General features: G+C 74.4%; 25 protein-coding genes. 11 read left to right on the forward strand and 14 right to left on the reverse strand.

Annotated elements, in window-relative coordinates; all coding sequences use genetic code 11:
• Positions 1 to 51: 51 nt before the first annotated feature.
• The 3 genes from E6U81_RS08975 to E6U81_RS08985 form a co-directional block, all read right to left on the reverse strand.
• Positions 52 to 1092, reverse strand: a complete 1041-nt coding sequence (locus tag E6U81_RS08975; protein ID WP_136229551.1) for a TIGR04222 domain-containing membrane protein — start codon at positions 1090 to 1092, stop codon at positions 52 to 54.
• Positions 1089 to 2723: a DUF692 family multinuclear iron-containing protein gene (locus E6U81_RS08980; protein WP_136229624.1), complete on the reverse strand. Its 1635-nt coding sequence runs from the start codon at positions 2721 to 2723 to the stop codon at positions 1089 to 1091. Before E6U81_RS08980 ends, E6U81_RS08975 begins: the two co-directional genes overlap by 4 nt.
• A 141-nt stretch (positions 2724 to 2864) precedes the next feature.
• A complete protein-coding gene (locus E6U81_RS08985) occupies positions 2865 to 3617 on the reverse strand; it encodes an aminoacyl-tRNA hydrolase (protein ID WP_136229552.1) in 753 nt (250 codons plus the stop codon).
• A 70-nt stretch (positions 3618 to 3687) separates the two neighbouring features.
• Here E6U81_RS08985 and E6U81_RS08990 point away from each other — a divergent pair, with 70 nt between their 5' ends.
• Positions 3688 to 4362, forward strand: a complete 675-nt coding sequence (locus E6U81_RS08990) for an AIM24 family protein (RefSeq protein ID WP_136229553.1) — start codon at positions 3688 to 3690, stop codon at positions 4360 to 4362.
• Between the two features lie 79 nt (positions 4363 to 4441).
• On the opposite strand, the gene E6U81_RS08995 is transcribed toward E6U81_RS08990, so the two are convergent.
• The 3 genes from E6U81_RS08995 to E6U81_RS09005 form a co-directional block, all read right to left on the reverse strand.
• The gene (locus E6U81_RS08995) at positions 4442 to 5371 is read right to left on the reverse strand and encodes a polysaccharide deacetylase family protein (RefSeq protein WP_240803719.1); all 930 of its coding nucleotides are present in this window, start codon (positions 5369 to 5371) and stop codon (positions 4442 to 4444) included.
• A gap of 82 nt (positions 5372 to 5453) precedes the next feature.
• The gene (locus E6U81_RS09000; RefSeq protein WP_206309882.1) at positions 5454 to 6812 is read right to left on the reverse strand and encodes an alkaline phosphatase PhoX; all 1359 of its coding nucleotides are present in this window, start codon (positions 6810 to 6812) and stop codon (positions 5454 to 5456) included.
• Between the two features lie 101 nt (positions 6813 to 6913).
• Entirely contained in the window at positions 6914 to 7471 is a 558-nt protein-coding gene (locus E6U81_RS09005) for a hypothetical protein (protein ID WP_136229555.1), read from the reverse strand.
• Between the two features lie 319 nt (positions 7472 to 7790).
• On the opposite strand from E6U81_RS09005, the gene E6U81_RS09010 reads away from it, so the two are divergent.
• Together E6U81_RS09010 and E6U81_RS09015 are read left to right on the forward strand one after the other, a co-directional pair.
• Entirely contained in the window at positions 7791 to 9116 is a 1326-nt protein-coding gene (locus E6U81_RS09010; protein ID WP_136229556.1) for a cytochrome P450, read from the forward strand.
• Positions 9117 to 9154: 38 nt separating this feature from the next.
• On the forward strand, positions 9155 to 10240 hold the full coding sequence (locus tag E6U81_RS09015) for an amidohydrolase family protein (protein WP_240803720.1): 1086 nt from the start codon (positions 9155 to 9157) through the stop codon (positions 10238 to 10240).
• 70 nt (positions 10241 to 10310) lie between these two features.
• Here the strand turns inward: E6U81_RS09015 and E6U81_RS09020 are convergent, their stop codons facing one another.
• Together E6U81_RS09020 and zapE are read right to left on the reverse strand one after the other, a co-directional pair.
• The gene (locus tag E6U81_RS09020) at positions 10311 to 10736 is read right to left on the reverse strand and encodes an OsmC family peroxiredoxin (RefSeq protein WP_031151218.1); all 426 of its coding nucleotides are present in this window, start codon (positions 10734 to 10736) and stop codon (positions 10311 to 10313) included.
• Positions 10737 to 10801: 65 nt separating this feature from the next.
• Positions 10802 to 11905: a cell division protein ZapE gene (zapE, locus tag E6U81_RS09025; protein WP_136229558.1), complete on the reverse strand. Its 1104-nt coding sequence runs from the start codon at positions 11903 to 11905 to the stop codon at positions 10802 to 10804.
• A 36-nt stretch (positions 11906 to 11941) separates the two neighbouring features.
• Between zapE and E6U81_RS09030 the strand changes: the two genes are divergently transcribed.
• From E6U81_RS09030 to msrB, 4 genes are all read left to right on the forward strand, one after another.
• Complete coding sequence (locus tag E6U81_RS09030; RefSeq protein WP_136229559.1) at positions 11942 to 12724, forward strand: pyrimidine reductase family protein; 783 nt, start codon at positions 11942 to 11944, stop codon at positions 12722 to 12724.
• Positions 12725 to 12859: 135 nt separating this feature from the next.
• Positions 12860 to 13327, forward strand: coding sequence for an indole-3-glycerol phosphate synthase (locus E6U81_RS09035; RefSeq protein WP_136229560.1), 468 nt, complete (start codon positions 12860 to 12862; stop codon positions 13325 to 13327).
• 57 nt (positions 13328 to 13384) lie between these two features.
• Positions 13385 to 14782 carry a UDP-N-acetylmuramate--L-alanine ligase gene (gene murC, locus E6U81_RS09040; RefSeq protein WP_136229561.1) on the forward strand — a complete coding sequence of 466 codons (1398 nt, stop codon included), beginning with the start codon at positions 13385 to 13387 and terminating at the stop codon, positions 14780 to 14782.
• A 23-nt stretch (positions 14783 to 14805) separates the two neighbouring features.
• Positions 14806 to 15219 carry a peptide-methionine (R)-S-oxide reductase MsrB gene (gene msrB / locus E6U81_RS09045; protein WP_136229562.1) on the forward strand — a complete coding sequence of 138 codons (414 nt, stop codon included), beginning with the start codon at positions 14806 to 14808 and terminating at the stop codon, positions 15217 to 15219.
• A gap of 107 nt (positions 15220 to 15326) precedes the next feature.
• On the opposite strand, the gene E6U81_RS09050 is transcribed toward msrB, so the two are convergent.
• On the reverse strand, positions 15327 to 15650 hold the full coding sequence (locus tag E6U81_RS09050) for a hypothetical protein (RefSeq protein ID WP_136229563.1): 324 nt from the start codon (positions 15648 to 15650) through the stop codon (positions 15327 to 15329).
• Between the two features lie 391 nt (positions 15651 to 16041).
• Here E6U81_RS09050 and E6U81_RS09055 point away from each other — a divergent pair, with 391 nt between their 5' ends.
• Genes E6U81_RS09055 through E6U81_RS09070 form a run of 4 tightly spaced genes read left to right on the forward strand, consistent with a single transcriptional unit; the run spans position 16042 to position 19757 of the window.
• A complete protein-coding gene (locus E6U81_RS09055) occupies positions 16042 to 18372 on the forward strand; it encodes a sensor histidine kinase (protein ID WP_240803721.1) in 2331 nt (776 codons plus the stop codon).
• Positions 18369 to 18788, forward strand: a complete 420-nt coding sequence (locus E6U81_RS09060; RefSeq protein ID WP_030824337.1) for a roadblock/LC7 domain-containing protein — start codon at positions 18369 to 18371, stop codon at positions 18786 to 18788. The genes E6U81_RS09055 and E6U81_RS09060 overlap by 4 nt, the downstream gene beginning before the upstream one ends.
• Complete coding sequence (locus tag E6U81_RS09065; RefSeq protein ID WP_030824354.1) at positions 18788 to 19159, forward strand: DUF742 domain-containing protein; 372 nt, start codon at positions 18788 to 18790, stop codon at positions 19157 to 19159. The genes E6U81_RS09060 and E6U81_RS09065 overlap by 1 nt, the downstream gene beginning before the upstream one ends.
• Positions 19146 to 19757 carry an ATP/GTP-binding protein gene (locus E6U81_RS09070; protein ID WP_136229565.1) on the forward strand — a complete coding sequence of 204 codons (612 nt, stop codon included), beginning with the start codon at positions 19146 to 19148 and terminating at the stop codon, positions 19755 to 19757. Before E6U81_RS09065 ends, E6U81_RS09070 begins: the two co-directional genes overlap by 14 nt.
• Here E6U81_RS09070 and E6U81_RS09075 read toward each other — a convergent pair.
• From E6U81_RS09075 to E6U81_RS09095, 5 genes are all read right to left on the reverse strand, one after another.
• On the reverse strand, positions 19747 to 20658 hold the full coding sequence (locus tag E6U81_RS09075; RefSeq protein ID WP_136229566.1) for an NAD-dependent epimerase/dehydratase family protein: 912 nt from the start codon (positions 20656 to 20658) through the stop codon (positions 19747 to 19749). The two genes, E6U81_RS09070 and E6U81_RS09075, sit on opposite strands and share 11 nt — an antisense overlap.
• Complete coding sequence (locus E6U81_RS09080) at positions 20655 to 21953, reverse strand: cytochrome P450 (RefSeq protein WP_206309883.1); 1299 nt, start codon at positions 21951 to 21953, stop codon at positions 20655 to 20657. The genes E6U81_RS09075 and E6U81_RS09080 overlap by 4 nt, the downstream gene beginning before the upstream one ends.
• A 97-nt stretch (positions 21954 to 22050) precedes the next feature.
• Positions 22051 to 23532 (reverse strand): class I adenylate-forming enzyme family protein, encoded by a 1482-nt coding sequence (locus E6U81_RS09085; protein ID WP_136229567.1) that lies wholly within the window; start codon positions 23530 to 23532, stop codon positions 22051 to 22053.
• Positions 23532 to 24266 carry a glycosyltransferase family 2 protein gene (locus E6U81_RS09090; protein WP_136229627.1) on the reverse strand — a complete coding sequence of 245 codons (735 nt, stop codon included), beginning with the start codon at positions 24264 to 24266 and terminating at the stop codon, positions 23532 to 23534. Before E6U81_RS09090 ends, E6U81_RS09085 begins: the two co-directional genes overlap by 1 nt.
• A 5-nt stretch (positions 24267 to 24271) precedes the next feature.
• On the reverse strand, positions 24272 to 25294 hold the full coding sequence (locus E6U81_RS09095) for a ketoacyl-ACP synthase III (RefSeq protein WP_136229568.1): 1023 nt from the start codon (positions 25292 to 25294) through the stop codon (positions 24272 to 24274).
• Positions 25295 to 25408 lie beyond the last annotated feature (114 nt).

Consider the following 25408-nt stretch of genomic DNA (forward strand, 5'->3'; position numbering starts at 1 on the left):
CTTGTAAAGGATCATCGGCCGGTGTCGGCGGCCGTGACCCCGGTTGCCGTATCAGGAACTGCTGGAACAGCTGGAACCGCTCGAACTCGAACAGCTGGAACCGCTCGAACTGGAACAGCTGGAGGACGAGCTGCCGCAGCTCGAACCGCTGCTGCCCGAGCAGCCGGAGCCGCCACCGCCTCCGCAGCTGCTGCCGGAGCCGGAGCCGCAGCCCGAACCGCCCGCGCCGCCACCGTCGCTCGCCGCGCACCACATCACCGGCAGCAGTACGAGTGAGGAGTCGGACGAGGACGAGTCGGTGTGCGGACGGTGGGAGCGCGCGCCCGACTGGGCCGCGGCGAGCCGGGTGCCGCGGACGGCGGGCACCAGCTGCTGGCGCAGGAACGGGTCGCGCAGGCCGCGCAGGCCGAAGAGCGCGGTCTGCACGTGCGGGGTGCGGTCGTTCACGTAGGCGGAGCGCACGGCGAGCAGCGCCCGCAGCCCGGCCGGGGTGACCCGGTTCCCGGCGCGGGCCATGCAGAACAGGCCCAGGACGATGCCCGCCAGCAGCACGGGCGCCACCATCACGATGAACGGCACGCCGGGGTCGCGGTCGAGGGCGTAGCCCACGACGGTCAGCGGGATCGACGCCACCAGCCAGACCATGCACGCGACGGCCTGGATCAGCCCCCAGCGGCGCCAGCGCCTGCCGCTGCCGGGCGGGGCGATGAGCCCGCGGGCGGCCAGGGCGTCCCCGATCTCCTGGACGGCCGGGTCGCACATGGCGCCGTAGCGCACCTGGTAGAGCCAGCCCGAGGGGGCTGCGGCGTGGGCCTGGAGCACGGCGCGTTCGGCGGGGTCGGCGGCCCGCGCTCCGGGGCGTACCTGGACGATGCCGGGACCGCCGACGACCAGCCGGCCGTCCCCGAGCATCGAGACGAGTGCGGCGTCCACGACGGTGCCGGGGCCGCCCACCAGGAACGCGGCCTCGGACAGGTCGTGGAGGGCGGCCGACGCGACCGCGGCTCCGGGCCGGGCGCGGCGCAGCCCGCGCACGAGCAGGACGGAGGAGACGACGACGGAGATCCAGATCGCGACGGCGAGGATGTTCACGCGGCCCTCCCCGCGAGCGTCCGGGCCCAGCGCACGATGCGGCGCGGTGGCCTGGCCCCCGCCCGCTCCCGCCACCAGGCGGTGAGCCGGCGCCGGGCGGCCGGGTCGGCCGGCAGGTCCTGGATCAGCAGGTGCTCCGCGAAGTCCAGCGCGTCCCTGCGGTATCCGGCGGTCATGGGGCGGCCCTTCGCGTAGGTGAGGAAAGCCCTGCGGTACGGGGCGCGGCCGCCCAGGATCCCGGGCAGCTCCGGAGCCACCTTGGCGACCACGTCGGCGCGCTTGGCGGCCAGCGCCCGCACCTGGACCCGGATGCGGGCGCGGTCGAAGCCCTCGGGCACGGGGGTCCCGGCCACGAGCGCGGACAGCAGCGCGGCCTGCCCGAGCGCCACACGCGTCCGAGCGGCCTCGCCGACCCCGGGCGATGTGGCCTGCGGCCCGGCTCCGGCGTGCGGCTCGGGGTTGGACCCCGTCTCGGGCGCGGCGTCGGCCTTCGGTGCGAGTCCGGCCTGCGGCCCGGCTCCGGTGTGCGGCTCGGGGTCGGACCCCGGCTCCGGCGCGGCTTCGGCCTTCGGTCCGAGTCCGGTGTGCGGCTCGGGGTTGGACCCCGGCTCCGGCGCGACCTCGGCCTGCGGTCCGAGTCCGGCCTGCGGTCCGGCCCCGGCCTGCGGTCCGGCCCCGGGCTGTGCCCCGGCCCCGGGCTGTGCCCCGGTCTGCGGCTCCGGTCCGGTCGCCGGCTCGGTCGCCGGCTCGGTTGCGGCCCGTGCCGCGACGCCGGTGTGCGGTACGGCCGCGGTCTTCTTCGGCTCCGGCACGGCTTCGCGTGCGGCGGCCGTCACGACCTCGCGGATCGCGGCCAGTTCGCCCGCGAGCTCCGCCTCGGGCGGGAAGTCGTCGTCCCGCTCCAACAGGACGCCCGCCGGTTCCACCCGCGAGCGCAGCTCGGCCAGCAGGTCGAGCACGACCGGCGGTACGGGGTGCGCGTGCGTGTCGTGCCAGACGCCGTCCCGCTCGACACCGCCCGCGACGTGCACGTACGCCAGCGCCTCCAGCGGGATCGCGTCCAGCACGGCGGCCGGGTCCTCGCCCCGGTTGACCCGGTTGGTGTGCAGGTTGGCCACGTCGATGAGCAGCCGGACCCCGGTGCGCTCGACCAGCTCCGTGAGGAACTGCCCCTCCGTCATCTCCTCGCCCGGCCACGCGAACAGCGCGGCGATGTTCTCCAGCGCCAGCGGCACGGGCAGCGCGTCCTGCGCGATCCGCACGTTCTCGCACAGCACGGCCAGCGCGTCGCGGGTGCGCGGCACGGGCAGCAGGTGCCCGGCCTCCAGCACCGGCGAGGAGGTCCGTACGAAGGCGATGTGCTCGGTGACGAGCGGTGCCCCCAGCGCCACCGCCCGCTCCCCGAGCGCCACCAGCTTCTGCGGATCCGGCCGGTCGGCGCCGCCGAGGCCGAGCGAGACCCCGTGCGGCACGATGCGCGTGCCCCGCTCGCGCAGCCGCTGAAGAGCGTCGGGCAGGTGGCCCGGGCAGATGTTCTCGGCCACCACCTCGACCCAGTCCAGGCCGTCCAGCCGGTCGACCGCGTCCGCGATCTCCGGCCGCCAGCCGATGCCCACCCCCAGGTGTGCCATGGGCTTCATGTCCCCTCGCCCCCTCTCAAAGCACTGTGTGCGGATGTCATGCACCCGACGCCGTCGCGCCAATCCGCACGAGGGGACGTTCAGAGCAACATTTGAGGTTCCCGGCAGATCGAAACGCCCGCCGAGCAGCCGTCAGAGCCGGGCCCGCAGCGCCGGATGGTCGGCCACGACCGTCGCGCTGCCCGGTGCGATCTCGGTGAACCCGGCGTCGCGGACCACCGGCAGCCCGCTCCCGCCCAGCTCCTCCCACCGCTCGCGCGCCGCGGTGCGTACGGCCAGGCGGAAGCCCGACTCCTGCCAGGCCGACCGCTCCGCCCGCGTCAGCTCCCACCACGCCAGCTGGGCCGCGTGCCCGGCCTGGGCCATCGCCTTGCCGGCCGACATCTCCAGGGCGGGATTGAGCCACAGCACGGGCAGGGTGGCGTCGTCGGCCGCGGGCACCGGCTCCGGGTCGTCGAGGTCGGTGCCCGACACCTGGAGCTTGGCCAGTTCCTTGGGCCAGCCGTCGAGGGGCACGGGAGGGAAGACCCGGACCTGCGCGGCGTCGCCGTGGACGGTGATGCCGGGCAGGGTCTCCGCCTTGCGCCACTCCGCCCCGCGCGCCCGCCGGACCACCTTGCGGATCCGCGCGTCCTGCCAGTCCCGGACGGCCTGCGCCCACTCGCCCTCACCGTGGGCCCGCTCGTCGGCGAGCAGCACCAGCACGGCCCGCGCCGCGGTCTCCAGGGCGTCGGTACGGGCGGGCGGCTCCGTCTTCTCGATGCGCACGACCAGCGGCAGGACGAACTGCGGGGCCTCGTCGCGCAATGCGTGCTCCCGCCGGAAGGCGCTGTCGGACCCGACCGCGGGTACGCCGGAGGTCTCGTTCGTGTGCTGGCTGCTCATCCCGCCAAGAATGCCAGGCTCCGCCTTGAGGAGGATGTCCCGGGTGGCCGGCCCGGGTGAGGATCGGGCCATGAAGAGTGATCTTTTCGCGTCCGAGAACCTGGCCCGGGCCGCCGCCACCCCCGGCATGAGCCTGCAGAACGCCAAGTCCGTGAAGTACAACGTCAACGGGGAGATGCTGGCCCGTCAGGGATCGATGGTCGCCTTCCGCGGGAACCTGCAGTTCGAGCGCAAGGGACAGGGCATAGGCGGCATGCTCAAGCGCGCCGTCACGGGCGAGGGCCTGGCGCTGATGTCCGTACGCGGCCAGGGCGAGGCCTGGTTCGCCCACCAGGCGGGCAACTGCTTCATCATCGACATCGAGCACGGTGACGCCCTCACCGTCAACGGGCGCAACGTGCTGTGCTTCGACCCGACGCTGTCCTACGAGATCAAGATGGTCAAGGGCGCAGGCATGACCGGCGGCGGCCTCTTCAACAGCGTCTTCACCGGCACCGGCAAGCTCGCCGTCGTCTGCGACGGACACCCGATCATCATCCCGGTCACCCCGCAGGCCCCCGTCCACGTCGACACGGACGCGGTCGTCGGCTGGAGCGCCCAGCTGGAGACCGGCCTGCACCGCTCCCAGTCGGTCGGCTCGATGATCCGCGGCGGCTCCGGCGAGGCGGTCCAGCTGAAGCTGAGCGGCGAGGGCTTCGTCATCGTCCGCCCGAGCGAGCTCACCGAGACGGCGTCCGCGCACTGAACCCGACCGGGGCGGGACCGCCGCCCCGGCAGGGCCGGCCCCGGGCGCTGCGCGGTGCCCTGCCGGGCACGGCCGGCCGCTATGTCCCGATCAGCTCGGACACCTTCACGAAGCGGTAGCCCCGCTTGCGCAGTTCCGGGACGATCTTCCGGATGGCCTCCTCGGTGACCGGGGCGGCGCTGCGCGTGCAGTGCATCACCACCACCGAGCCGGGCCTGACCCCGGCGAGGACCTGCTCGGCCACCGCGTCCGGGTCCTTGGCGAAGGCGTCCCCGCTGACCACGTCCCACTGCACCGCCGTGACCCCGGCCGTGGACAGGGCCCGCAGCGCCGGGTCGTCGTAGCAGCCGCCCGGGAAGCGGAAGTACGGGACGGTGTTGACGGCGCCGGCCTGGCGGAAGGCGGCGAAGGCCCGGTCCACGTCGGCCCGGGCGGCGGCGCCGTCGAGCGCGGGCAGTCCGTAGCAGGGGGACTTGAAGGCGTGGTGGCTGTAGGAGTGGTTCGCGATCTCGAAGGTCGGATCGGTGCCGATGGCCTTGGCCTGGTCCGGGTACTCCTCGGCCCAGCGGCCCGTCATGAAGATCGTCGAGGGCACCTTGAGGGTGCGCAGCGTCGAGATCAGCTGGGGGTTGTCGAAGTGCTCCCCGTCCGCTGCGCGCGGCCCCTGGTCGGAGGTCATGTCGGCGTCGAAGGTCAGCGCCACGGTCTTGTCCGTCTGCTGCTTCGCCCGCTCGAAGACGGGGGTCAGGCCGTTCGGGCCGGGTGCCAGGGTCGGCGCCTTGCCGGGCGCGCCGGCGGGCGGGGCGCCCGGGGCGCCGGGGGAGGGGCTCCGGGAGGCGGCCGCGGCGCCGGGCGCGGACGCCGCGGGGGCGGACGCCGCAGGCGTGCCCAGGCGGGCTTCGCGGCCGGCGTCCTTGGTGCCGGAGCCGCCGCCGCAGCCCGCGAGGGAGGCGGTGAGGGCGGCACTGAGTGCGGCCGCGGCCGCAACCTTGCGCACAGAAATGGTCACGCACGCAAAATATATGACTATGTGACAAGTGGTGGTCTGCGGCACTCCCACTTGTTCCGCCTTGTGCCGGCCGACCCCCCGGTCAGCGCCGCCAGGGGCCCGTCACGGCGAAGGTGGTGCCCGGCGCGTAGGCGTTGACGTACAGGGTCCGGCCGTCGGGGGAGAAGGTGACCCCGGCGAACTCCCCCCACTCCGGGGCCCCCGGCCCGCCGATGTCGTCGGCGTTGCGGGCCACCGGGTAGACCTCGCCGCCCGCCGTCACCCCGAACACGTACTGCGCCCCGCCGCCGTCCTCGCACACCATCAGCCCGCCGTCCGGGGCCAGGCAGATGTTGTCGGGGGAGTCCCCGGGCAGTTGTACGTCGGCGGCCGGCCCGAAGAGCACGTCCAGGCGGAGCCGGGCCCGGCGGGGATCGTAGAACCACACCTGTCCGTGGTGGTCGGCGGGCGCCCCCTCGCCCCTGCGGGCGTAGCTGGACACGAAGTGGACGCCGTGGCCGCCCCAGTAGCAGCCCTCCAGCTTCTGCGCGTGGGTGATGCCGCCCGGCCCGAAGTCCTGGTGCCGGATCGGGGTGACGGCCGCCGAGGGGTCCGGTACGGGCACCCACTCCACCGGGAACTCCGCCCCGGGCTCGTCCACCGCGGCCAGGTCCGCCAGGCCCGGGACCCGCAGGGCCTCCAGGGCGCCGCCGGCCCGCAGCGAACCGGTGCCGCCGAGCGGCCGGTCCGGCAGGAACCGGTAGAACAGCCCGAAGGGCCGGACGAAGGCGTCCTCGGTCTCGTAGACCACCCCGCGGTACGGGTCCACGGCGACGGCCTCGTGCGCGAAGCGGCCCATCGCGGTGAGTGGGACGGCGCCCGTGCGCTGCGGACGGGCCGGGTCCACCTCGAAGACGTAGCCGTGATCCCGCTCGCTGCCGGCCGTGCCGGCCCGGTCCTCGGTCTCCTCGCAGCTCAGCCAGGTGTTCCAGGGGGTCCGGCCGCCCGCGCAGTTGACGGCGGTGCCGGCGAGGGCGACCCGCTCGCCGGTGACCCGCCCGTCCGCGGCGAGGTCCAGTGCGGTGCAGCCGCCGAGCGCCCCGGGGTCGTACGTCAGCCCCGCCACGGCGGGGACGCGCAGGGCGGCGGTGGCCCGGTTCTCGTGGTTGCGCACCAGCCGGACCCGGCCGCCCCCGGCGTCGAAGGCGGCCATGCCGTCGCAGTTGGCGGGGACGGCGCCCTCACCGGAGCGCAGCGGGTCGCCCGCCCGCGAGAGCACCCGGTAGCCGAACCCGGCGGGCAGGTCGAGCAGCCCGTGCGGGTCGGGGAGCAGCGGCCCGTACCCGCCGCCGGTACGGGCCGCCCGGGAGGAGGCGGGGGAGCCGCCGGCGAACAGTGCGCCCAGTGCTCCGCTGAAGGTGATCGCGCCGGCGGCGAGCAGGCTGCGTCGGGTGACGGACATCGGCGGCTCCCGGAGGACGTCGGGCCCCGTGGGGCTTGTCCCGCCGATCATGCCGGGCCCGTGACCGGCCCGGCCGCCGACACACAGCCGTCAGGACACCTCTACGGCCGGGTGGTGCCGGGAAGGCAGGCCACCGCCGGGTTGAAGGTCTCGTGCAGGCCGCGGGGGTTCTTCTTCCACAGCCACAGGTGCAGGGCGTAGTGGACCGGCTGGCCGGGGAAGTTGCCGGGCTTGGGGCCCTTGAACGCGGTGCCGAACATCGTGGGGCGGTCGTCGTCCGTGGTCAGCTTCTGGTCGCGGTCGTAGACCAGCCACTGGACGCCGACGAGGCGCTTGCCGCCGCGCCCGTCGTCCTCGTAGTACAGCGCCGCGGGCTTCGTCGGGTCGACGGAGTTGTCGTACGTGTGGTTGAAGTGCGGGTAGCCGAGCGCGCCGGTCCTGCCCACCTTGTCGAAGACGCAGTACTTGTCCGGCACGTAGCCGGCCGCCACCGCGTTGGCGTGCACCTGGAACCTGGCGGTCGCGGCGTACGCGACCGCCCGGTCGGCCAGGGCCCGGCCGGCGTCCGGGCCGTGGCCGGCGGCCGCCGGCGGAGCGGCGACGGCCGCCAGGACGAGCGCGGCGGCAGCGGTGAGGGCGGGGGTGAGACGTCGGGCCATGCGCGGGCTCCTCGTGACGGGCTGGCTGGTGGCACAGCAGCCCTTCCCGAGCGCCGCCCCGCCCGCCCCGCGCCCGCCCGTACACGGCACGGACGGGCGACCGCCGATCGGCCGACGGCCGACCCGCCCTCGCCCGGCCGACCGGTGACCGGGCAGCCGCCCGCGGGACGGCCCCGGCCCCGGGCCGGCGGCTCACCCGAACGGGAGCCGGCCGTTTCGTAGCGCACCGACACGGGGAACCGGTGAGTCCGCAGACGGCCGTTGCGACGGCCACGGCCACGGCCACAGCGACGGCGGAGTGCGACGGAGGGTGCGGAACATGGCGCAGCGGGATGCGGCACCGAACGGCGACGGAGAACTGCACGACATCGTGTCGGCCGTCTCCAGGGGAGCGCCGGAGTACCGGCAGTGCCCCCACCCCCTGTACGCGGCCCTGCGCGAGCAGGCCCCGGTGTGCCGGCTGACCCCGCCCCACGGGGTCGACACGTACCTGATCACCCGCCACGACGACGCCCGCGACGCCCTGTCGGACCCCCGGTTCAGCAAGGACATGCGCGGCGCCATCGACACCTATCACGCGGTGTACGGCAGCTTCTTCGACGCGCTCGACGACAACGTCCTCTTCTCGGACCCGCCCCGGCACACCCGGCTGCGCCGCATCCTGCGCAGCGCCTTCACCCCCCGGCGGGTGGAGCAGATGCGACCGAGGATCACCGAGATCGCGGAGACGATCCTCGACGAGTGCCGCAGGGCCGGCACGGTCGACCTGATGGCCTCGTTCGCGTTCCCGCTGCCCGTCGCGGTCCTGTGCGAACTGATGGGCATCCCGCAGGAGGACCGCCCGGAGATCCTGGAGCAGTTCGCGGTGGTGACCCGCTCCCGGTTCGACCCCAGCCGCCGGGCGGAGCTGAAGGCGGCCGAGGAGAGGCTCCAGCACCGGCTGGAGCGGCTCATCTCGGACACCCGCGACCACCCGTCGGACACCTTCCTCAGCGACCTCCTCCGGGCGGAGGAACGGCTGGACGACCCCGAACTGGTCGCCTCGCTGTGGGTCCTGTTCTTCGCCGGGCACAAGACCACCGCCTACCAGATCGGGAACTCCGTCCTCAACCTGCTGCTCCACCCCGACCAGGCCGCCAGGCTCCGCGAGGACCCCCGGCTCGTCCCGGGGGCGGTCGAGGAGATGCTGCGCTTCGAAGGGTCGGTGGAGACGTCGACCTTCCGGTACGCGGCCGAGGAGGCCCGGATCCGGGACACGGTGATCCCCAAGGGCTCCCTGGTGCAGATCGCGATCTCCTCGGCCAACCGGGACCCGGAGAGGTTCGACGCGCCCGACGAGCTGGACGTGACCCGCGAAGGACTCCAGGGCACGCACCTGGGCTTCGGCCACGGCACCCACTACTGCCTGGGGGCGCCGCTGGCGCGCCTCGAACTCGAGATCGCGCTGACCTGCCTGCTGCGGGAGTTCCCCGACATGCGCCCGGTGGACCTGGAGGAGACCCGGGGCGCATGGCTGAAGGGCCCGGTCCCGGCCTTCCGGGGGCTGGAGCACCTCCGGATCGTCCTGGAGCCCTCACGCCCGGCCGGCGAAACCGACGGCGACCCGGGCGAGCCGACCCTGGCCTCCGTGGCCTCCGGAAAGTGAGCCGGACCGATGGGCGGTGGATTGGCATGACGGATTCCGTGAGTACCCCCGTGCGGCTCCTGGGAACGCCGGCGGACGAACTGCGCATCGCCGCGGTGGGCACCAGCGAGGTCATCCGGATCGCCCGGGGCCCCTCCGCGCCGGCCGCGGACGCGGACCCGGCGGGCACGGTCCACTCGAAGATCGACATGCACCACCACTACTGCGCCCCGGAGTGGCGCGAGTGGGCCGTGCACCACGGGCTGATCAAGCCGGAGCAGCTGCCGCCGTGGACCCGCCTCGACACCGAGGCGTCGATCAGGTTCATGGACGACGCGGGCATCACCACCGCCGTCCTCAAGCCGATGCTGCCCGCGCGCTACCGGTCTTCGGCCCAGCTGCGCGAGGCGATCAACATCACGCTGCGGTCGATGGCCGAGGTGGCGGCCTCCCACCCGGGACGGTTCTCGTACTATGTGCCGCTCTTCCTGGACGACCAGGAGGCGTCGTCCTGGGCGGTGCGCCGCGGTCTCGGGCAGCTCGGCGCCGTCGGTGTCAACGTGACCGCCAACTACGGGGGCGTCTACCTCGGAGACCCCGCCTACGACCGGCTGTTCCACGAGCTGAACGAGCAGTCCGCGGTGGTGGACACCCACCCGCACAACCTGCCGGGCGGCCCGCCCGGCGCGTCGACCGTTCCGGGCATCCCGAACTTCATGTGCGACTTCCTGCTGGACACCACCCGGGCCGCGGTGAACATGATCAGCCGCAGGACGCTGGACCGCTTCCCGGACATCTCCGTGGTCCTGCCGCACGCCGGCGGCTTCCTGCCGTACATCGCGACGCGCCTGCAGGCCCTCGGGCGGTTCTGCGAACCGGGCGTCGAGCCCGCCGCCGTCCGCGACCACCTGAGCCGCTTCTACTACGACACCGCGGGTCCCATGGCGCCCGCCGCGACCCTGCTGGAGCACGTGCCGGCCGACCACGTCCTGTTCGGTACGGACTGGCCCGCCGCCCCCGCGGACACGGTCATGGACCTGGCCCTGCCCGCCCTCGACGCGGACCCGGCCTTCACCCCTGAGCAGCTGCGGGGGATCTACCACGACAACGCCATGCGGCTGATCCCGCAGCTGGCGACGGCCTGAGGGACACGCGAGGGGGTGCGGGCCGCGCCGTGCGGCCCGCACCCCCGGCGGTGATCGCGTGGTCCCGCGGTCAGACGAGCTTGGCGCTGAGGGTGATCGTGGTACCCGTCAGGGCCTGGCTCACCGGGCAGTTCTTCTTGGCGTCCTCGGCGGCGGCGGCGAAGGCGGCCTCGTCCAGCCCCGGGACCGTGCCCTCGACGGACAGGTGGATGCCGGTGATGCCCTCACCCGGCTGGAAGGTGACGTCGGCCTTGGTCTCCAGGCGGGTGGGCGGGGTGCCCGCGCCCGCGAGGCCGTGGGAGAGCGCCATCGAGTAGCAGCTGGAGTGGGCGGCGGCGATCAGCTCCTCCGGGCTGGTCTTGCCGTTCGCGGCCTCGGAGCGCGCGGGCCAGGAGACGTCGTACGAACCGATGCCCGAGGAGTCGAGGCTGACGACGCCCTTGCCCTTCAGCAGGTCGCCTTCCCAGACGGTGTGCGCGTGACGCGTGGTGGCCATGGTGGTCCCTTCGCAGATGGTGGGAAACGGCCGGGCTCCCCGAAGGGTGCCCGGCGCTCCCAAACCTACTGGGACACCAGGGGTTTCGCGTCGCGCGCCAGCGCGGTGAGCCGCGATATGGCGCGGAAGTACTTCTTCCGATAACCGCCGTTCAGCATGTCCTCACTGAACAGCTTGTCGAAGGGGACCCCGGAGGCCAGGACCGGGACCTCGCGGTCGTACAGCCGGTCGGCGAGGACCACCAGCCGCAGCGCCGTGGACTGGTCCGGCACCGGGCCGACGTCGGTCAGGCAGACGGCCGTGATGCCGTCGGTCAGCGCGCCGTACCGGCTCGGGTGGACCCGGGCCAGGTGTTCCAGCAGGCCGGGGAAGTCGTCCAGGCTCGCGCCCCCGGTCGCGTACGCGGCCTTGGTGACCTGCTCGTCGGAGAACGGCGCCGGGGCCTGCGGCAGGCCGCGGTGGCGGTAGTCCTGGCCGTCGATGCGCAGCGGCCGGAAGTGCGCCGACAGCCCCTGGATCTCCCGCAGGAAGTCGGCGGCGGCGAAGCGGCCCTCGCCGAGCTTGCCGGGCAGCGTGTTGGAGGTGGCGGCCAGCGCCACGCCCTGCTCGACGAGGCGGCTGAGGAGCGAGGACACCAGCACGGTGTCGCCCGGGTCGTCCAGCTCGAACTCGTCGATGCACAGCAGCCTGTGCCCGCCCAGGGTCTGCACGGTCTGCTGGAAGCCGAGCGCGCCCACCAGGTTCGTGAGCTCCACGAAGGTGCCGAAGGCCTTGAGCGCGGGCTCGGCCGGGGTGGCGTGCCACAGGGAGGCGAGCAGGTGGGTCTTGCCGACGCCGTAGCCGCCGTCGAGGTAGACCCCGCGGGGCGCGGCGGGAGCCGCCGGCTTCCTGGAGAACCAGCGCTTCCTGCCCGAGCCGCTCGCGTGCGCCCCGCCCAGGCCCGCGGCGAAGCCGCTCAGCACGGTGACGGCCTCGGCCTGGCTCGGCTGGGCCGGGTCGAGGTTGTAGGTGTCGAAGCGGACGGAGTCGAACCGCGGCGGCGGCACCATCTCGGCCACCAGCCGCTCGGCGGGAACCCGCGGCTCGCGCGCGCACAGGGCCTGCGGCCCGGCGTCGGCTATCGGGGGCCGGCCTGAGGTGTAACCGGAGGTGGAGAGTGATGTCGACACAGCCCTTAACTCTACGGGGCGTGGCACACTGCACCGATGCGACGCCTGTTCCCTGTGACCGATCAGACACCAGCCCGGAGCCAGGACGGGGCGGACCGGGAGTGGTCGCTCGACGAGCTCGCGGACGCCTACGCGTACCCCGCCCTGGCGGCGGACGGCCACTGGCTGCGGGCCAACATGGTCTCCACCCTGGACGGCGCCGCCCAGCACGACGGCCGCTCGCAGCCCATCTCGGGCGAGACCGACATGCGGATCTTCGGCACCCTGCGGGCACTGGCCGATGTGGTGGTCGTCGGCGCGGAAACGGTTCGCCAGGAGGGCTACCGCCCGGCCCGCGCCCGGGAGGCCTTCGCGGCCCGCCGCGAGGCCGCCGGACAGGGCCCGGCCCCGGCCGTCGCCGTGGTCACCGCGAGCATGGACCTGGACTTCTCCCTGCCGCTGTTCACCTCCCCGCTGGTCCCGACCCTGGTGGTCACCGGCGCCGCCGCGCCCTCCGACCGGGTGGCCCAGGCGCGGGCCGCGGGCGCCGAGGTGGTGGTGGCCGGCGAGGGTGCGGCCGTGGACGCGGCCCGGGCCGTACGGGAGCTGGCGGACCGGGGGCTGCGCCGCCAGCTCACCGAGGGCGGGCCCAGGCTGCTGGGCCAGTTCGTGGCCGCCGACGTGCTCGACGAGCTGTGCCTGACGATCTCCCCGACGCTCACGGCGGGCGGCGCCCAGCGCATCGCCGGAGGCCCTTCCGTCACGGTTCCGCACCGGCTCGCGCCCGCCTGCGTACTGGAGGAGGCCGGGTTCCTCTTCACGAGCTACCGTCGGATCTGACAAGGGGCGGAATTTCCCGTTCCGCTTTGCTTCCGCTGGGCACATATACCTGCGCAGGCCCCGTGCGAGAGCGGGGCAGGATGGTTTCCGCAGGGGCCGGCCGGCCGGCCTCGGCCCATGAAGGAGAGGGCGTCCGTGTTCACGAGCGTATTGATGATCGAGCAGCCGCTGACCACGGTGGACGTGGACTTCGTCACCAGCCTCCACGGAGACGACGCGGTCTCCTTCGTCGTCCTCATGCAACCCCGGGGCGACCAGGACCGACTGCTGCGCGCCATCGACGACGTAGCGCTCGGTGAGCTCCCCGAGGCCATCCGTGAGGGTGACGAGCCCGAGGGCGAGGACGCGCTCGGCCCCGCCGCGCACGCCCTCGCGCACTCCCTGAACGCCCTGCGCCAGAAGGGCGCCAGGGCCGTCGGGCAGATCGTCGAGAAGCACCCTCTCGACAAGCTGCAGTCCGTCGTGGACGAAACCGGCGCCGACGAGGTGATCGTCCTGACCTCCCCGCACTTCGTGGAGGAGTTCTTCCACCGGGACTGGGCCTCCCGGGCGCGCCACAAGGTCGGCGTTCCCGTGCTCAAGCTCTTCGCCCACAACGAATAGGCTGGGGCCCAGAGCCCGACGCACACAAGCACCGCACTCGATCCTGGAGCGACCTGAATGAAGCCCGGCCTGCCGACCGCCATGGAACGGCCCCACTTCATCGGCATCGGCGGCGCCGGAATGTCCGGCATCGCGAAGATCCTGGCCCAGCGCGGCGGGAAGGTCGCCGGCAGCGACGCCCGCGGCGACTCCGAGACCGCCGAGGCGCTGCGCGCCCACGGCGTCACGGTCCACGGCGGGCACGCGGCCGGCAACCTCGCCCCCGACTCCACCTGCGTGGTCGTCTCCAGCGCCATCCGCGCCGACAACCCCGAGCTGGCCCGCGCCGCCGAGCTCGGCATCCCCGTCGTGCACCGCTCCGACGCCCTCGCCGCGCTGATGGACGGACTGCGCCCGATCGCCGTCGCCGGCACGCACGGCAAGACCACCACCACCTCGATGCTGGCGGTCTCCCTCTCCGCCCTGGGCCTGGACCCCTCCTACGCCATCGGCGGCGACCTGGACGCCCCGGGCTCCAACGCCCACCACGGCGAGGGCGACATCTTCGTGGCCGAGGCCGACGAGAGCGACCGCACGTTCCACAAGTACACCCCGCAGGTCGCGATCATCCTCAACGCGGAGCTCGACCACCACGCGAACTACGCGTCGATCGAGGAGATCTACGAGTCCTTCGAGACCTTCGTCGGCAAGGTCGTGCCCGGTGGCACCCTGGTCGTCGCCCACGGCCAGGAGGGCGCCGCCGAGATCGCCCGCCGCGTCGCGGACCGCGAGGGCCTCACCGTCGTCACGTACGGCGAGGAGGAGGACGCCGACGTCCGGATCACCAAGATCACCCCGCGCGGCCTGACCAGCGAGGTCACCGTGGTCCTGGACGGCCGGATGCTCACCTTCACCGTCTCCGTCCCCGGCCGCCACTACGCGCACAACGCCGTCGCGGCCCTCGCCGCGGGCGTGGCCCTCGGCATCCCCGCGCACAACCTGGCCTCCGCGCTCGGCAAGTACACGGGCGTCAAGCGCCGCCTCCAGCTCAAGGGCGAGGCCGCCGGCGTGCAGGTCATCGACTCCTACGCGCACCACCCCACCGAGATGAACGCCGACCTGGAGGCCATCCGCGGAGCCGCCGGCGACTCCCGCATCCTGGTCGTCTTCCAGCCGCACCTCTTCTCCCGCACCCAGGAGCTCGGCAAGGAGATGGGCCAGGCCCTGGCCCTCGCCGACGCCTCCGTCGTCCTGGACATCTACCCCGCCCGCGAGGACCCGATCCCCGGCGTGACCAGCGACATCATCATCGCTGCCGCCCGGGCCGCGGGCGCCGACGTCACCGCCGAGCACGACAAGGCGGCCGTCGCCGACGTCATCGCGGGAATGGCCAAGCCCGGCGATCTCGTTCTCACCATGGGCGCGGGAGATGTCACGGACCTCGGTCCGGCCATCCTCGCCCGCCTTTCGAGCTGACGGAACGAGGGAGCGGAAGAGTCATGTCGTACGAGGTCGAGAAGACGGACGAGCAGTGGCAGGCGGAGCTGACCCCGTCCGAGTACCAGGTGCTGCGCCTCGCCGGCACCGAGCCGGCCTTCCGCGGTGAGTACACCGACACCAAGACGGAGGGCGTCTACTCCTGTCGCGGCTGCGGGGCCGAGCTGTTCCGCTCCTCGGAGAAGTTCGAGTCGCACTGCGGCTGGCCGTCCTTCTTCGACCCGAAGGACTCCGACGCCGTCGAGCTGCTCGCCGACACCACCCACGGCATGGTCCGCACCGAGGTCCGCTGCGCGACGTGCGGCTCCCACCTGGGCCACGTCTTCGAGGGCGAGGGCTACCCGACGCCCACGGACCAGCGCTACTGCATCAACAGCATCTCGCTGCGCCTGACGCCGGCTCCCGACGCGGGCTGACGCCGGAACGCCTCAGGAGCACGGCCGGGCCCTCCCGGCCCCGCACGGGGCCGGGAGGGCCCGGCCGTGTCCGCATCCGCGGCCGGCGCGTGCGTCGTCGCGGGCGCTCAGCCGCTGCACTGGGTCATCTCGCCGCCCTGGCGGACGCTGTACTGGCCGGGCGGCACGTTCATGACCTGGAAGCCGCCGTTCTGGGCGATCTCGACAGTCCCGCCGAAGCCGGCCGACCCGTACACATAGGCCGGGCCCGGGGTGAAGCCGCCGCCGGACAGGTGCACCTTGCCGTTCTCGAGGACCCCGGAGGTCGAACACGTCGCGGCCGGGACGGCGGCCGGCGGGGTGTGCGGCACCGCCGCGAGGGCGGCGGGGGCGGCGACGAAGGAAGCGGCCACGAGGGGGCCGAGGACGAGGAGCCGTGTGCGCCGGTTCATGGGTCCTCCTTACGGGAGGGGTCGTCTTCCCATCGTCGCCCCGCCCCCTGCCCGGTGCGACCGGAGGGGCGGTCGGCCGAAACCGGACGGAGATGGTGTCGGGGACGTCGCGGTTCGATTCCGATCCGGTCTCTGGCCTGGGGTGATCCGACGGAGATAGCACGGTCGGCGTGTGAAGACACCTATCCGTTTCTTCCGTCTGTCTGGTTATGATCGGCCCCTCACATCCCGTCACAACCACACCGGTTGTGGACGTCCCCTCTGCAGTGCCGTGCCCGGTCCGGCCGTTCGGCCATCCCTGACGTCCCCACGCCCCCGCTCCCGAGGACCGATGTCTCCCATAGAACCCGAAGGCGTAAGAGGGCAGTCGACGCCGCGTCGGTGGCGCAACGTGCGCCTGCGCACCCTCCTCATCTGGCTGGCAGTGGTCCCCACCGTGGCGATGGGCACCCAAGTCACGGTGTCCGCGCAACGGTTGCTGGAGCAGTCGGCCCAACTGCGGGCCGACGTGGAGGCCGCCGAGCGGGTCGGAGCCCCGCTCTACACGCTGATGGTCGACATGCAGGCGGAACGCACGGCGACCGCCTCCCTGTGGGCGGGCACCACCGGGTCCGAGGGCGAATTGCGCGTACGGCGCGCCGCCACGGACTCCGCCGCCGCCGAGTTCCGGGCGCTTGCCGACGACCCCTCACGCTCCTTCACCGAAGTGACCCGGCAGCTCGACAGACTGGCCGCCCACCGCCAGCGCGCGGACACCCGCAGCGGCGCCGCCGACAGCACCCTCGCCTACTACTCCGAGGTCATCGGCAAGGTCATCCAGGTCTACCAGCAGGAGTTCAGCCACGCGGAGGACGCCGAACTCGCCCAGGCGAGCCGCCCCGTGGTCTCGATGCTCCAGGCCACCGAGATGGTGGCGCGCGAGGACACCGTCCTGGCCCTCGCCGGGCCCTCCGGAGAACTGAGCTTCGTCGGCTACGACCAGTTCGTCAGCTCCCTGGGAGCCCAGCGCTACCTGCACGAAGCCCTGATCGTGCCGCACCTGACGGCGCGGGACGAGCGGTTCTACGAGCGGGTCGTCGGCTCCGAGGACTGGCAGGAGAAGACGCGCATCGAGAACGCGGTCCTCTCCGGGCACAAGGACACCGTCTCGGGCATCAGACTCCCCGGCGAGGTGAGCGGCTGGTCGTCCGCACACGCCAACTTCTCCGTGCAGATGACCACGCTCAACATCGACCTGGCGCGCTCGGTGCTCGCCCGCGGCGAGGCCAAGGCGGCGGAGCTGCAGGCCGAGGTCGCCTGGCTGATAGCCGGCAGCGGCGGCGCGCTGCTCGCCGTCGTCATCGTGGTCGTGTTCACCACCCGGTCGGTCCTCCGCCGCCTGCACGACCTGCACGAGCGCACGGTGACCGTGGCCGAGCAGACCCTCCCGGACGTCGTCGCCCGGCTCCAGCGCGGACATACCGTGGACCCGGAGGCCCTGCCGGCCGTGAGCGGGGACCGGGACGAGGTCGGGCGCATCAGCGACGCGTTCGCCCGGGCCGTCGCCGTGTCGGTGGACGGCCACCGCCGGCTCGCCGCCGAGCGCCACGGGTTCGGCCTGTTCGCCTCGGGCATCGCCTCGCGCACCGGAAACCTCGTCAGCCGCCAGCTGAGCCTCACCGAGGACCTCCAGGACACCTTCGGCCACGACGAGGCCCTGCTCGCCCAGCTGATGCGGTCCGACCAGCTCACGGTCGGCATGCGGCGGCAGATCGAGAACCTCCTGATCCTGGCGGGCGGCGAGGTCCCCGACCCGCACACCGAGCCCATGCGCGTCGCCGACCTGCTGCGCGAAGCCGCCGCGGAGGTCGAGGACTTCCGGCGCATCGAGCGGCAGGCCCTGGACGAGACCAGCGTGGAGCCGAGCGCCATCAGCCAGATCAGCCACCTGCTGGCCGAGCTGCTGGACAACGCCACCCGGTTCTCCCCGCCGAAGTCCAAGGTGGTCATCCGCGCCGAACTGGTCGCGGACGGCCTGTCGGTGGAGATAGAGGACCGCGGCCCCCGGGTCACCCCCGAGCGCTACGAGGAGATGAACGGGCGCCTGCACCAGGCCCCGCCCTACTCCGTCCTCGCACAGAACGCCCACCGCCTCGGCCTCTTCGTCGTGGGCCACCTCGCCGACCAGCTCGGCGCCACGGTCACCCTGCGCCGCTCGGTGTACGGGGGCACCTGCGCCGTGGTGGTCCTGCCCGCGCAGCTGCTGCTGCCGAGCGAGGAGGAGATCCCGCGCGAGCCCGCCCGCCGCGAACCCGCGCCCGTGGCCGCGGTCCCGGCGGCGGCGCCCGCCGCTCCCGCCCCCGACCCGGCCGTCGCCGTTCCGGTCCCCGCGGAGGAGCCCGAGCCCGTGCCCGAGTCCGTGTCCGAGCCGGATCCGGAGCCGGATCCCGAGCCGGTCGTGCACACGAGCGCCGGACTGCCCAGCCGCCGTACGAAGACGCCCCGGCACGCGCCCGCCACGGCACTCGCGACCCGGCCCGCCCCGGCGTCCGCCCCCGCGCGGCCGGCCCTCCCCGAGCGCGTCCCGCAGACCCACATAGCCGACGAACTGCGCGCGCCCCACGCGCCGGAAACACAGGTCCCCCAGGACACCGCGACACCCGAAGAGGTCGCCGACGCCTGGGCGGACTACGAACAGGGGACCCAGACAGTGGAAGAAGAGCTCCGACGGGATCAGCCATGACCACCTCATCGAACACCGCGGCATCCAACGACGCGATCTACAGCGTCCTCGACAACAACCTGAGCAGGATCGCCGGCATCCAGGGAGCCGTGCTCCTGTCCAACGACGGCATCCGGCTCAGCGACTACCTGCTGGACCAGCCCCAGGCCGAGCGCATGGCGGCTGCCGCCTCCGGCATCGCCTCCACGATGAAGGCGATATCCCGGGAGATCGACGGCGGCCGCGTCATCCGCCAGCTCGTCGAGATGGACGACCGGTACCTGTGCATCGTCGGCTGCGGTGAAGGCAGCACGCTCATCGTGGTGACCTCCCGCAAGGCGCGCCTCGGCGAGCTGGGCGGCGAGGCCGTACGCACCGCGCAGGCGCTCGGCGAATGGCTGGGCACCCCCGAGCGCGGCCAGGCGCCGAACTCGTAATGCCGCAGGACGAGCCGCCACAGCCCGCGAGCCGCCGCCGCACGCGGCTGTACGCCCTCACCGACGGGCGTACCGCCGCTGAGCACACCGTCCTGACCATGGACACCACCATCACGGCGGCGGTCGCCGGCGACGCGCACGGGGGACTGCCCACCGAGTGGCAGGAGATCCTCGTCATGTGCGCGCCGCCGGGCGGGCGCGCGGTCGCGGAGATCGCGGCGCGGATGAACATCCGCCTCACACCGATGACGCTGCTCCTCGGTGAACTCGCCGACCGCGGGCTGATCACCCACCGGCCGCCCCTGGCGGCCTCCGACACCACCGACGTCAACCTGCTCATGAGAATCAGGGACAACCTTGCCCGGATATGACACGCCCGCCCCGCCCTCCTCCCGGGAACCGGCCCCGGTCAAGATCCTCATCGCCGGTGGCTTCGGGGTCGGCAAGACGACCCTGGTGGAGACGATCTCCGAGATCGAGCCGCTGCGGACGGAGGAGCGGCTGACGGCCGCGGGCGTCGGGGTCGACGACCTCGACGGCATCGAGTCCAAAACGCTGACCACCGTCGCGATGGACTTCGGCCGGATCACCCTCACCGACGCCGGAGTCGTCCTCTACCTGTTCGGCACACCGGGCCAGGAACGCTTCTGGTTCATGTGGGACGACCTCCTGGGCGGCGCCCTCGGGGCGATCGTGCTGGTCGACACCCGCCGCCTCGACCGCAGCTTCCCGGCCGTCGACTTCTTCGAGAGCCGCGGCCTGCCCTTCGTGGTCGGCGCGAACTGCTTCCACGGCGAACAGCCCTACACCGCCGAGGAGATCGGCGCGGCGCTGCACCTGCGGGACCCGAACACCCCCGTCCTAATGCTCGACGCCCGCTCGCGCACGGATGTCCGCGCGTCCCTGCTCTCCCTCCTCGACGTGCTCATCGACAAGGCACAGCACCCGCGGGCGGCCGTCACCGGCTGACCGCCCCCGCCCCGCCCGGCAGCGCGTCCAGGTGGTCCGCCAGGGTGCGGTGCGGGGTCCAGCCCCGGGAGCGGGCCCGGGTCAGATCCAGGACCACCGGGTGGGCCAGCTGGTCCACCGCGTAGCGGCTGAGGGCCGGCTCGGCGGTCGGCAGGGCCTCCGCGACCCGGGCCGCCGTACGGGCCAGCCCCAGCGGCAGGTGGCGGACGCGGGCCCGGACGCCGTGCGCGGCCAGCACCGCGCGGACCGCGGCGTCCCGCCCGTACGGCTGGGCGTCGGCCACGTTGTACGCCCCCGGCGGCCAGGCCGCGGCCGCCAGACAGGCCTCCGCCAGGTTCTCCACCGCTGTCAGGCTCAGCCGCACGTCCGGACCCGGCAGCAGCAGGGTGCCCGCCCGGACCCGTGACAGCAGCCGCGGCAGCAGCGTGGTGTCGCCGGGTCCGTACACGGCCCGCGGGCGCAGCACCACCGCCCCGGCGGCCAGCGCCAGGGCCTCGCCCGCCGCCTTCGTGCGGCCGTACGCGTTCAACTGGCCGGTGCGCGGATGGTCCTCGCCGACCAGGGAGCGGTCGAGCCGCGGGTCGTAGACGCTGGCGCTGCTCACCCACACCACCGGCCGGCCCGCCGCGGCCCGCATCAGCCGCTCCGTGCCGGCGACGTTGACCTCGTGCATCAGCGCCTCCGCCGGGGAGCCGGGGGAGGGGTCGCCGACCGCTGCGGCGCAGTGCACCACCACGTCCACCCCGTTCAGGTCCGGGCCGCCGGCGGCCGCATCCCAGAAGCGGTGCTCGCCCACCGGGCCAGGCCTGCGCCCCAGACCCACCACCCGCGCACCGGCCGCCGCGGCGGCGCGCGCCACGTGCCCGCCGCAGAAGCCGCTCGCGCCCGTGACCGCGATCATGACGCCGCCCGTACGCACAGCGTCCGCCAGCCCGGCAGCGCCGCACCCCGGTCCACCCGGGCCCGCGTCACCACCGGCCGGTACGGGGCCAGCGCCGCCAGCACGTCGGCCAGCTGGACGGACGCCAGCCGGGCGCCGGGGCAGGCGTGCGCCCCGGCCCCGAACACCAGCCGGGACAGGGCGGGTTCCGCGGGCCCGAGGGCGTCCGGGTCGCGCCGGTGCGCGTCCGCCGCGTGCCGGGCGACCAGCAGCAGCCGGTTCCCGGCCCGCACCGGGCAGCCGCCGACCGTGCCGTCCGCGGCGGCGACGCGGGGCAGCAGCGGGGAGGCCGCCGTGACCCGCAGCAGCTCGGCCGCCAGCGCCGGGCGCAGCGCCGCGTCGCCGGCCTGCTCCCACAGCCCGGCGTCGGCGCACCAGGCCACCGCCCGCGGCAGCGCCGCGACCGTGGTGTTCACCGCGGCCACCGCCACCATCGCGGCCAGCGCGCCGCCGGCGGGGCCCGGGCCGTGCCCGCGCATGCCCGCCCGTTCGGGGGTGTCCGGCCCGCATCCGTGCCGCGCCGTCGACCGCCGGTCCGCCGCAAGGCGGTCCTCCCCGGCCCCGCCGTCGCGCGCACCGGACACCGCCGAGCCCGCCCCCGCGGCGGCCGGCGCCCCGCGTCCGCCCCCCAGGAGGTCGCCCAGCCGTCCCGCGGCCCGGGCCGCGGCGGCCTCGGCGCCCGGGCGGCGCGGTCCGGGCAGGTGGCTGCGTACGGAGGCGGCCGCCGCCTCGGCCGCGGCCCGCGCCACCTCGCACGGGTCGGAGCCGGAGCCCAGCAGGGCGCACACCACCGTCCCGGACAGTTCCCGGGCCAGCTCGACGAGGTCCACCTCCCCGCCCCGCGCCAGCGGTTCGAGACGGCGCACGAGCAGCGGCTGCCACCGGGCCCGCAACTCCTCCACACCCGCCGCGCCGAGGCCGGCCGCGAGGTCCCGCCGGCCGACCCGGTGCTCGCCGCCCTCCTGGTCGAACAGCACCCCGCCGCCGCCCGCCAGCGCGGAGCGCGCCGCGCCGCCCGTCGTACCGGCCGCCGTCCGGTCGAGCGGCAGCCGGGTCAGTGCCTCCCGGTAGGCCTCCGCCCCGTGCACGAGCAGGGTGCCGCCGATCCGGCGCACGGGCCGTCCGCGCGTCGCGGCGAGCAGCCCGAACAGAAGGGGGTGGCCGCCCAGGTAGACGCGGCGGTCGCGGCGGCGCGCCCGTGCCTGGGACGTGGGCCTCATCGGGGCCGGTGGGGCCGTCGGGTCCATCGGGGCCATCAGGGCTGTACCTCCACGGGAAAAGGGGTTCCGGACACGCCAACGGCCGCCCACCCGGTCGCGGTCCGGCGGCGCGCGCCCGCACCGGCGGCGCGGGTCATCGCGCCGGGCCCAGGCGTCGGGCCGCCAGCGCGGCCGTCGCCGCACGGTCGGGTTTGCGTGAGCGCCCCGACAGCGGGATCCGCGCGAGGAGCACCTCGTCGGGCCGAGCCGTGCCCATGCGGGCGACCGGCTCCGACAGGGCCGCGCGCAGGGCCGGTTCGTCCGCTCCGTGCCGCGGCTGGACGACGGCGACGAGGCGCTCGTCGCCGTCGCCCGCGGGGATCCCGACGAGCACGGCCAGTTCCACCCCCGGCACGTGCAGGGCGGGCTCGTACAGGCCCGGGTAGATGTTCTCGGCCCGGCGCAGCACCATGTCCTTGCACCGGCCCTCCAGCACGATCCGGCCGGTGTCGTCCAGCCGCGCCCGGTCGCCCGTACGCACCCACGGGTCGGGCTCCTCCCCGAGGTAGCGGTGGCGGGCCGCCGGCCCGGACAGCAGCAGCTGCCCGTCGGCGTCCCGGACGGCCCGTACGCCGGGCAGCGGTGCCCCGACCAGGTCCCCGGCCCCGTCGAAGGCGGACTTCTCCCGGGACTCGACCGCGGCGGCGGGGAACAGCTCGGTGAGCGCGTACACACCCCACGCCTCGGCCGCGCCCGCGTCCCGTACGCGTTCCAGCAGGCCGGCGCCGGCCGGTGCGGAGCCGGTCCACACCCTGCCGTGGAAGGGGGCGCCCGCGCCGAGGGCGTCCCGCAGCCGCGGCGGGGTCAGATACGTGTCGGAGGGGCGCAGCCGGTGCAACTGCCGTGCCAGCACGCGGGAACTGCCGGACGGCAGGGCCACGGGCGCGCCGCGCGTCAGGGAGGGGACGAGGACGAAGAAGGTGCCGCCGATCACCGGCTCGTCGCCGCGGGCGTCGAAGAGGGACGACACCGTGGCCATGCCGGCCGACAGGCCCGCCCGGGTGTGCACCACGGCACGCGGCCGGGAGGTGGTCCCGGAGGTGAACACGATCACCGCGTCGGCGTCGCCGTCCACGCCGGCCCGCGCGGGGACGCCGCCCCGCGGCGCCCCCAGGTCCAGCGCGGGCGCGCACCCCGGCAGCCGGGGTCCGACCGTGGCCACCGGCCCCAGGCCGGCCAGGTCGGGCAGCGCGAGCCCGGCCCGGCGGGCCAGCGGCCGGGCCCAGCCGGCCACCGCCTGCGCGGCCGCGTCGGCCAGCACCAGCGCGGGCCGCGCCAGAGCGAGGCGGGCCCGCAGTACGTCGGATCCGGCGCCCGGGTCCAGGACGGCACCGCGCAGGCCGAGTCGCCACAGGGCGAGCAGGACGGCGAGGGCCCGCGGTCCGGGGCGCACGGCGACCCCGACGGTGTCCCCGGCCCGCAGTCCGCGCGCGTGCAGGGCGGCGGCGTACGCGTCGGCCAGTTCGGCGAGTTCGCCGCGGGTGGCCCGCACGCGCGGTGCGCCGGTACGAGTGGCGGTCAGCACGGCGGGCCGCTCGGGGCGGCTGCGCAGCGCGTGGTCGAGTCGGTCCAGCATCAGCGGGGGTCGTCCGTTCCGTGCGTGCCGCTGCCCTGGTCCAGGTACCAGCGGGCGGTGCCGGCGAGCCCGTAGGCCCGCAGGCGCCGCGTGGAGTTCTCCACGACCATCTCCCGGCAGTGGACGATCCGGTCGGTGTGGCGGCGTACGGCGTTGAGGAAGAGCCGGTCGGTCGGCGAGGGCCGCCGCGGCATGCCGCCGACGGCCAGGTACAGCTCGGCGGTGATCGCCATGTTGTTCCCGGCGTGCATGCGGTACGGCGCCCGGTAGCCGTGCCGGCGGGCGTGCCGCGGCCGCAGCCGGCCGAAGAGCGCGGCGAGCGCCACCACCGCGCCGAAACCGGCCCGGCCCAGCGGGCCGTGCTCGTCGCGGCGGGCCGTGATCCGCCCGCACACGAGCCCGGGGCGGCGGGTGAGCGCGGTCCGCGCCGCCCCGGTCCAGCCGGGCCGCGGCAGGCAGTCGGCGTCGGTGCGGGCGAGCAGCCGCGCACCGCGCGCGATCGCGTACCGGAAGCCGGTGTCCACGGCGGAGCCGACGCCCTTCTCGGGCTCTTCGATCACCTCCACCGGGAAGGGAGCGTGCGCCGCGAACTCCCGGGCGACGCACCCGGTGCGGTCCGCCGACGCGTTGTCGACGACCAGCAGGGTGAAGTCCCGGTCCCGCTGCGCGGCGAGCGCCCGCAGGGTGTCCGCGAGCCGGGCCTCCTCCTCGTGCGCGGGCACCACGACCCACATGCGGCTCACGACTTCTCCCAGACCATCGTCATGATGCTGATGCCGCCGCCCAGGCCGACGAACAGCACCCGGTCCCCCTGCGCCAGTTCCGGGAACACCCGGTCCAGCTGTACCCCGATGCTCGCGCTCGCGACGTTGCCGAGCTCGGGCACGGTCACCACCAGCTTGTCGGCGGGCACCCCGGTCAGTTCGGCGAACCGCTCCAGGTAGGGGACCGTCACCTGGTGCACCAGCACCTTGGCGAAGTCGTCCCAGCCCATTCCCGTGCGGTGCAGCGTCCGGTCGATGACGGCGGTGCCCACCTTCTCGAAGACGCCGCGCAGTTCGTGCCCGTCGCCCCGGAAGTAGGTGTACGCGTCCCCGCGCGGGTGCCGCGAACCGCCGCCCGGTATGCCGCCGACCTCCCAGTGCTCCGAGTGGGTCTCGGTGTCCACGTCGAGGATGCCGCCGCGCTCCACGGCCTCCACCACGACGGCCGCGCCCGCGTCTCCGAAGGTGTAGCCGGCGAACCCGTCGCGCAGTTCCGCGAGTCCGGAGGGGTCCTTGCGCATCGCCCGGCTGGGGGTCTCGCCGGTGACCACCAGGGCCCGCCGGGCCCGCCCGGCGAGGATCATGGACCGGGCGAGGTCGATGCCGTTCACGAAGCTGTTGCAGGCGTTGGTGACGTCCAGGGCGTGGGCCCGCGAGCCCAGCTCCGCCTGCACGATGTGCGCGGTCGCGGGCTCGACCATGTCGCGGGAGGCGGAGGCGAAGAGCAGCAGGTCGATGTCGAGGGGGGAGAGGGAAGCGGCGTCCAGGGCCCGGCGGGCTGCGCCCACGGCGAGCGTGGAGGCGTACTCGCCCTCGCCCGCGACACGGCGGGAGAGGATCCCGGTGGCCTGCGTCAGCAGCCTGGGCGGCAGCGTCAGGCCACTGCGGCGCGCCACCTCCGCCCGGAGGGCTTCCGAGGACAGCACCTCCTCGGGCAGGAAGCTGCCGACGGCGGTCGGCCCGGCACTCCGCGGCGGGTCACACGGCTCGATGAACATGCCCTCACGATGGCAAAGCGGGTGCGGGCGGGTCCTGAGTACGGATGCTCAAGCAGCCGGGGTCCGGTGCGCGGTCCGGATGAGTAGGAATCCGCCGTTCCGGCCATGTGGCCC

This window comes from Streptomyces sp. A0592 (assembly GCF_004795115.1).
GTDB classification, from domain to species: Bacteria; Actinomycetota; Actinomycetes; order Streptomycetales; family Streptomycetaceae; genus Streptomyces; species Streptomyces erythrochromogenes.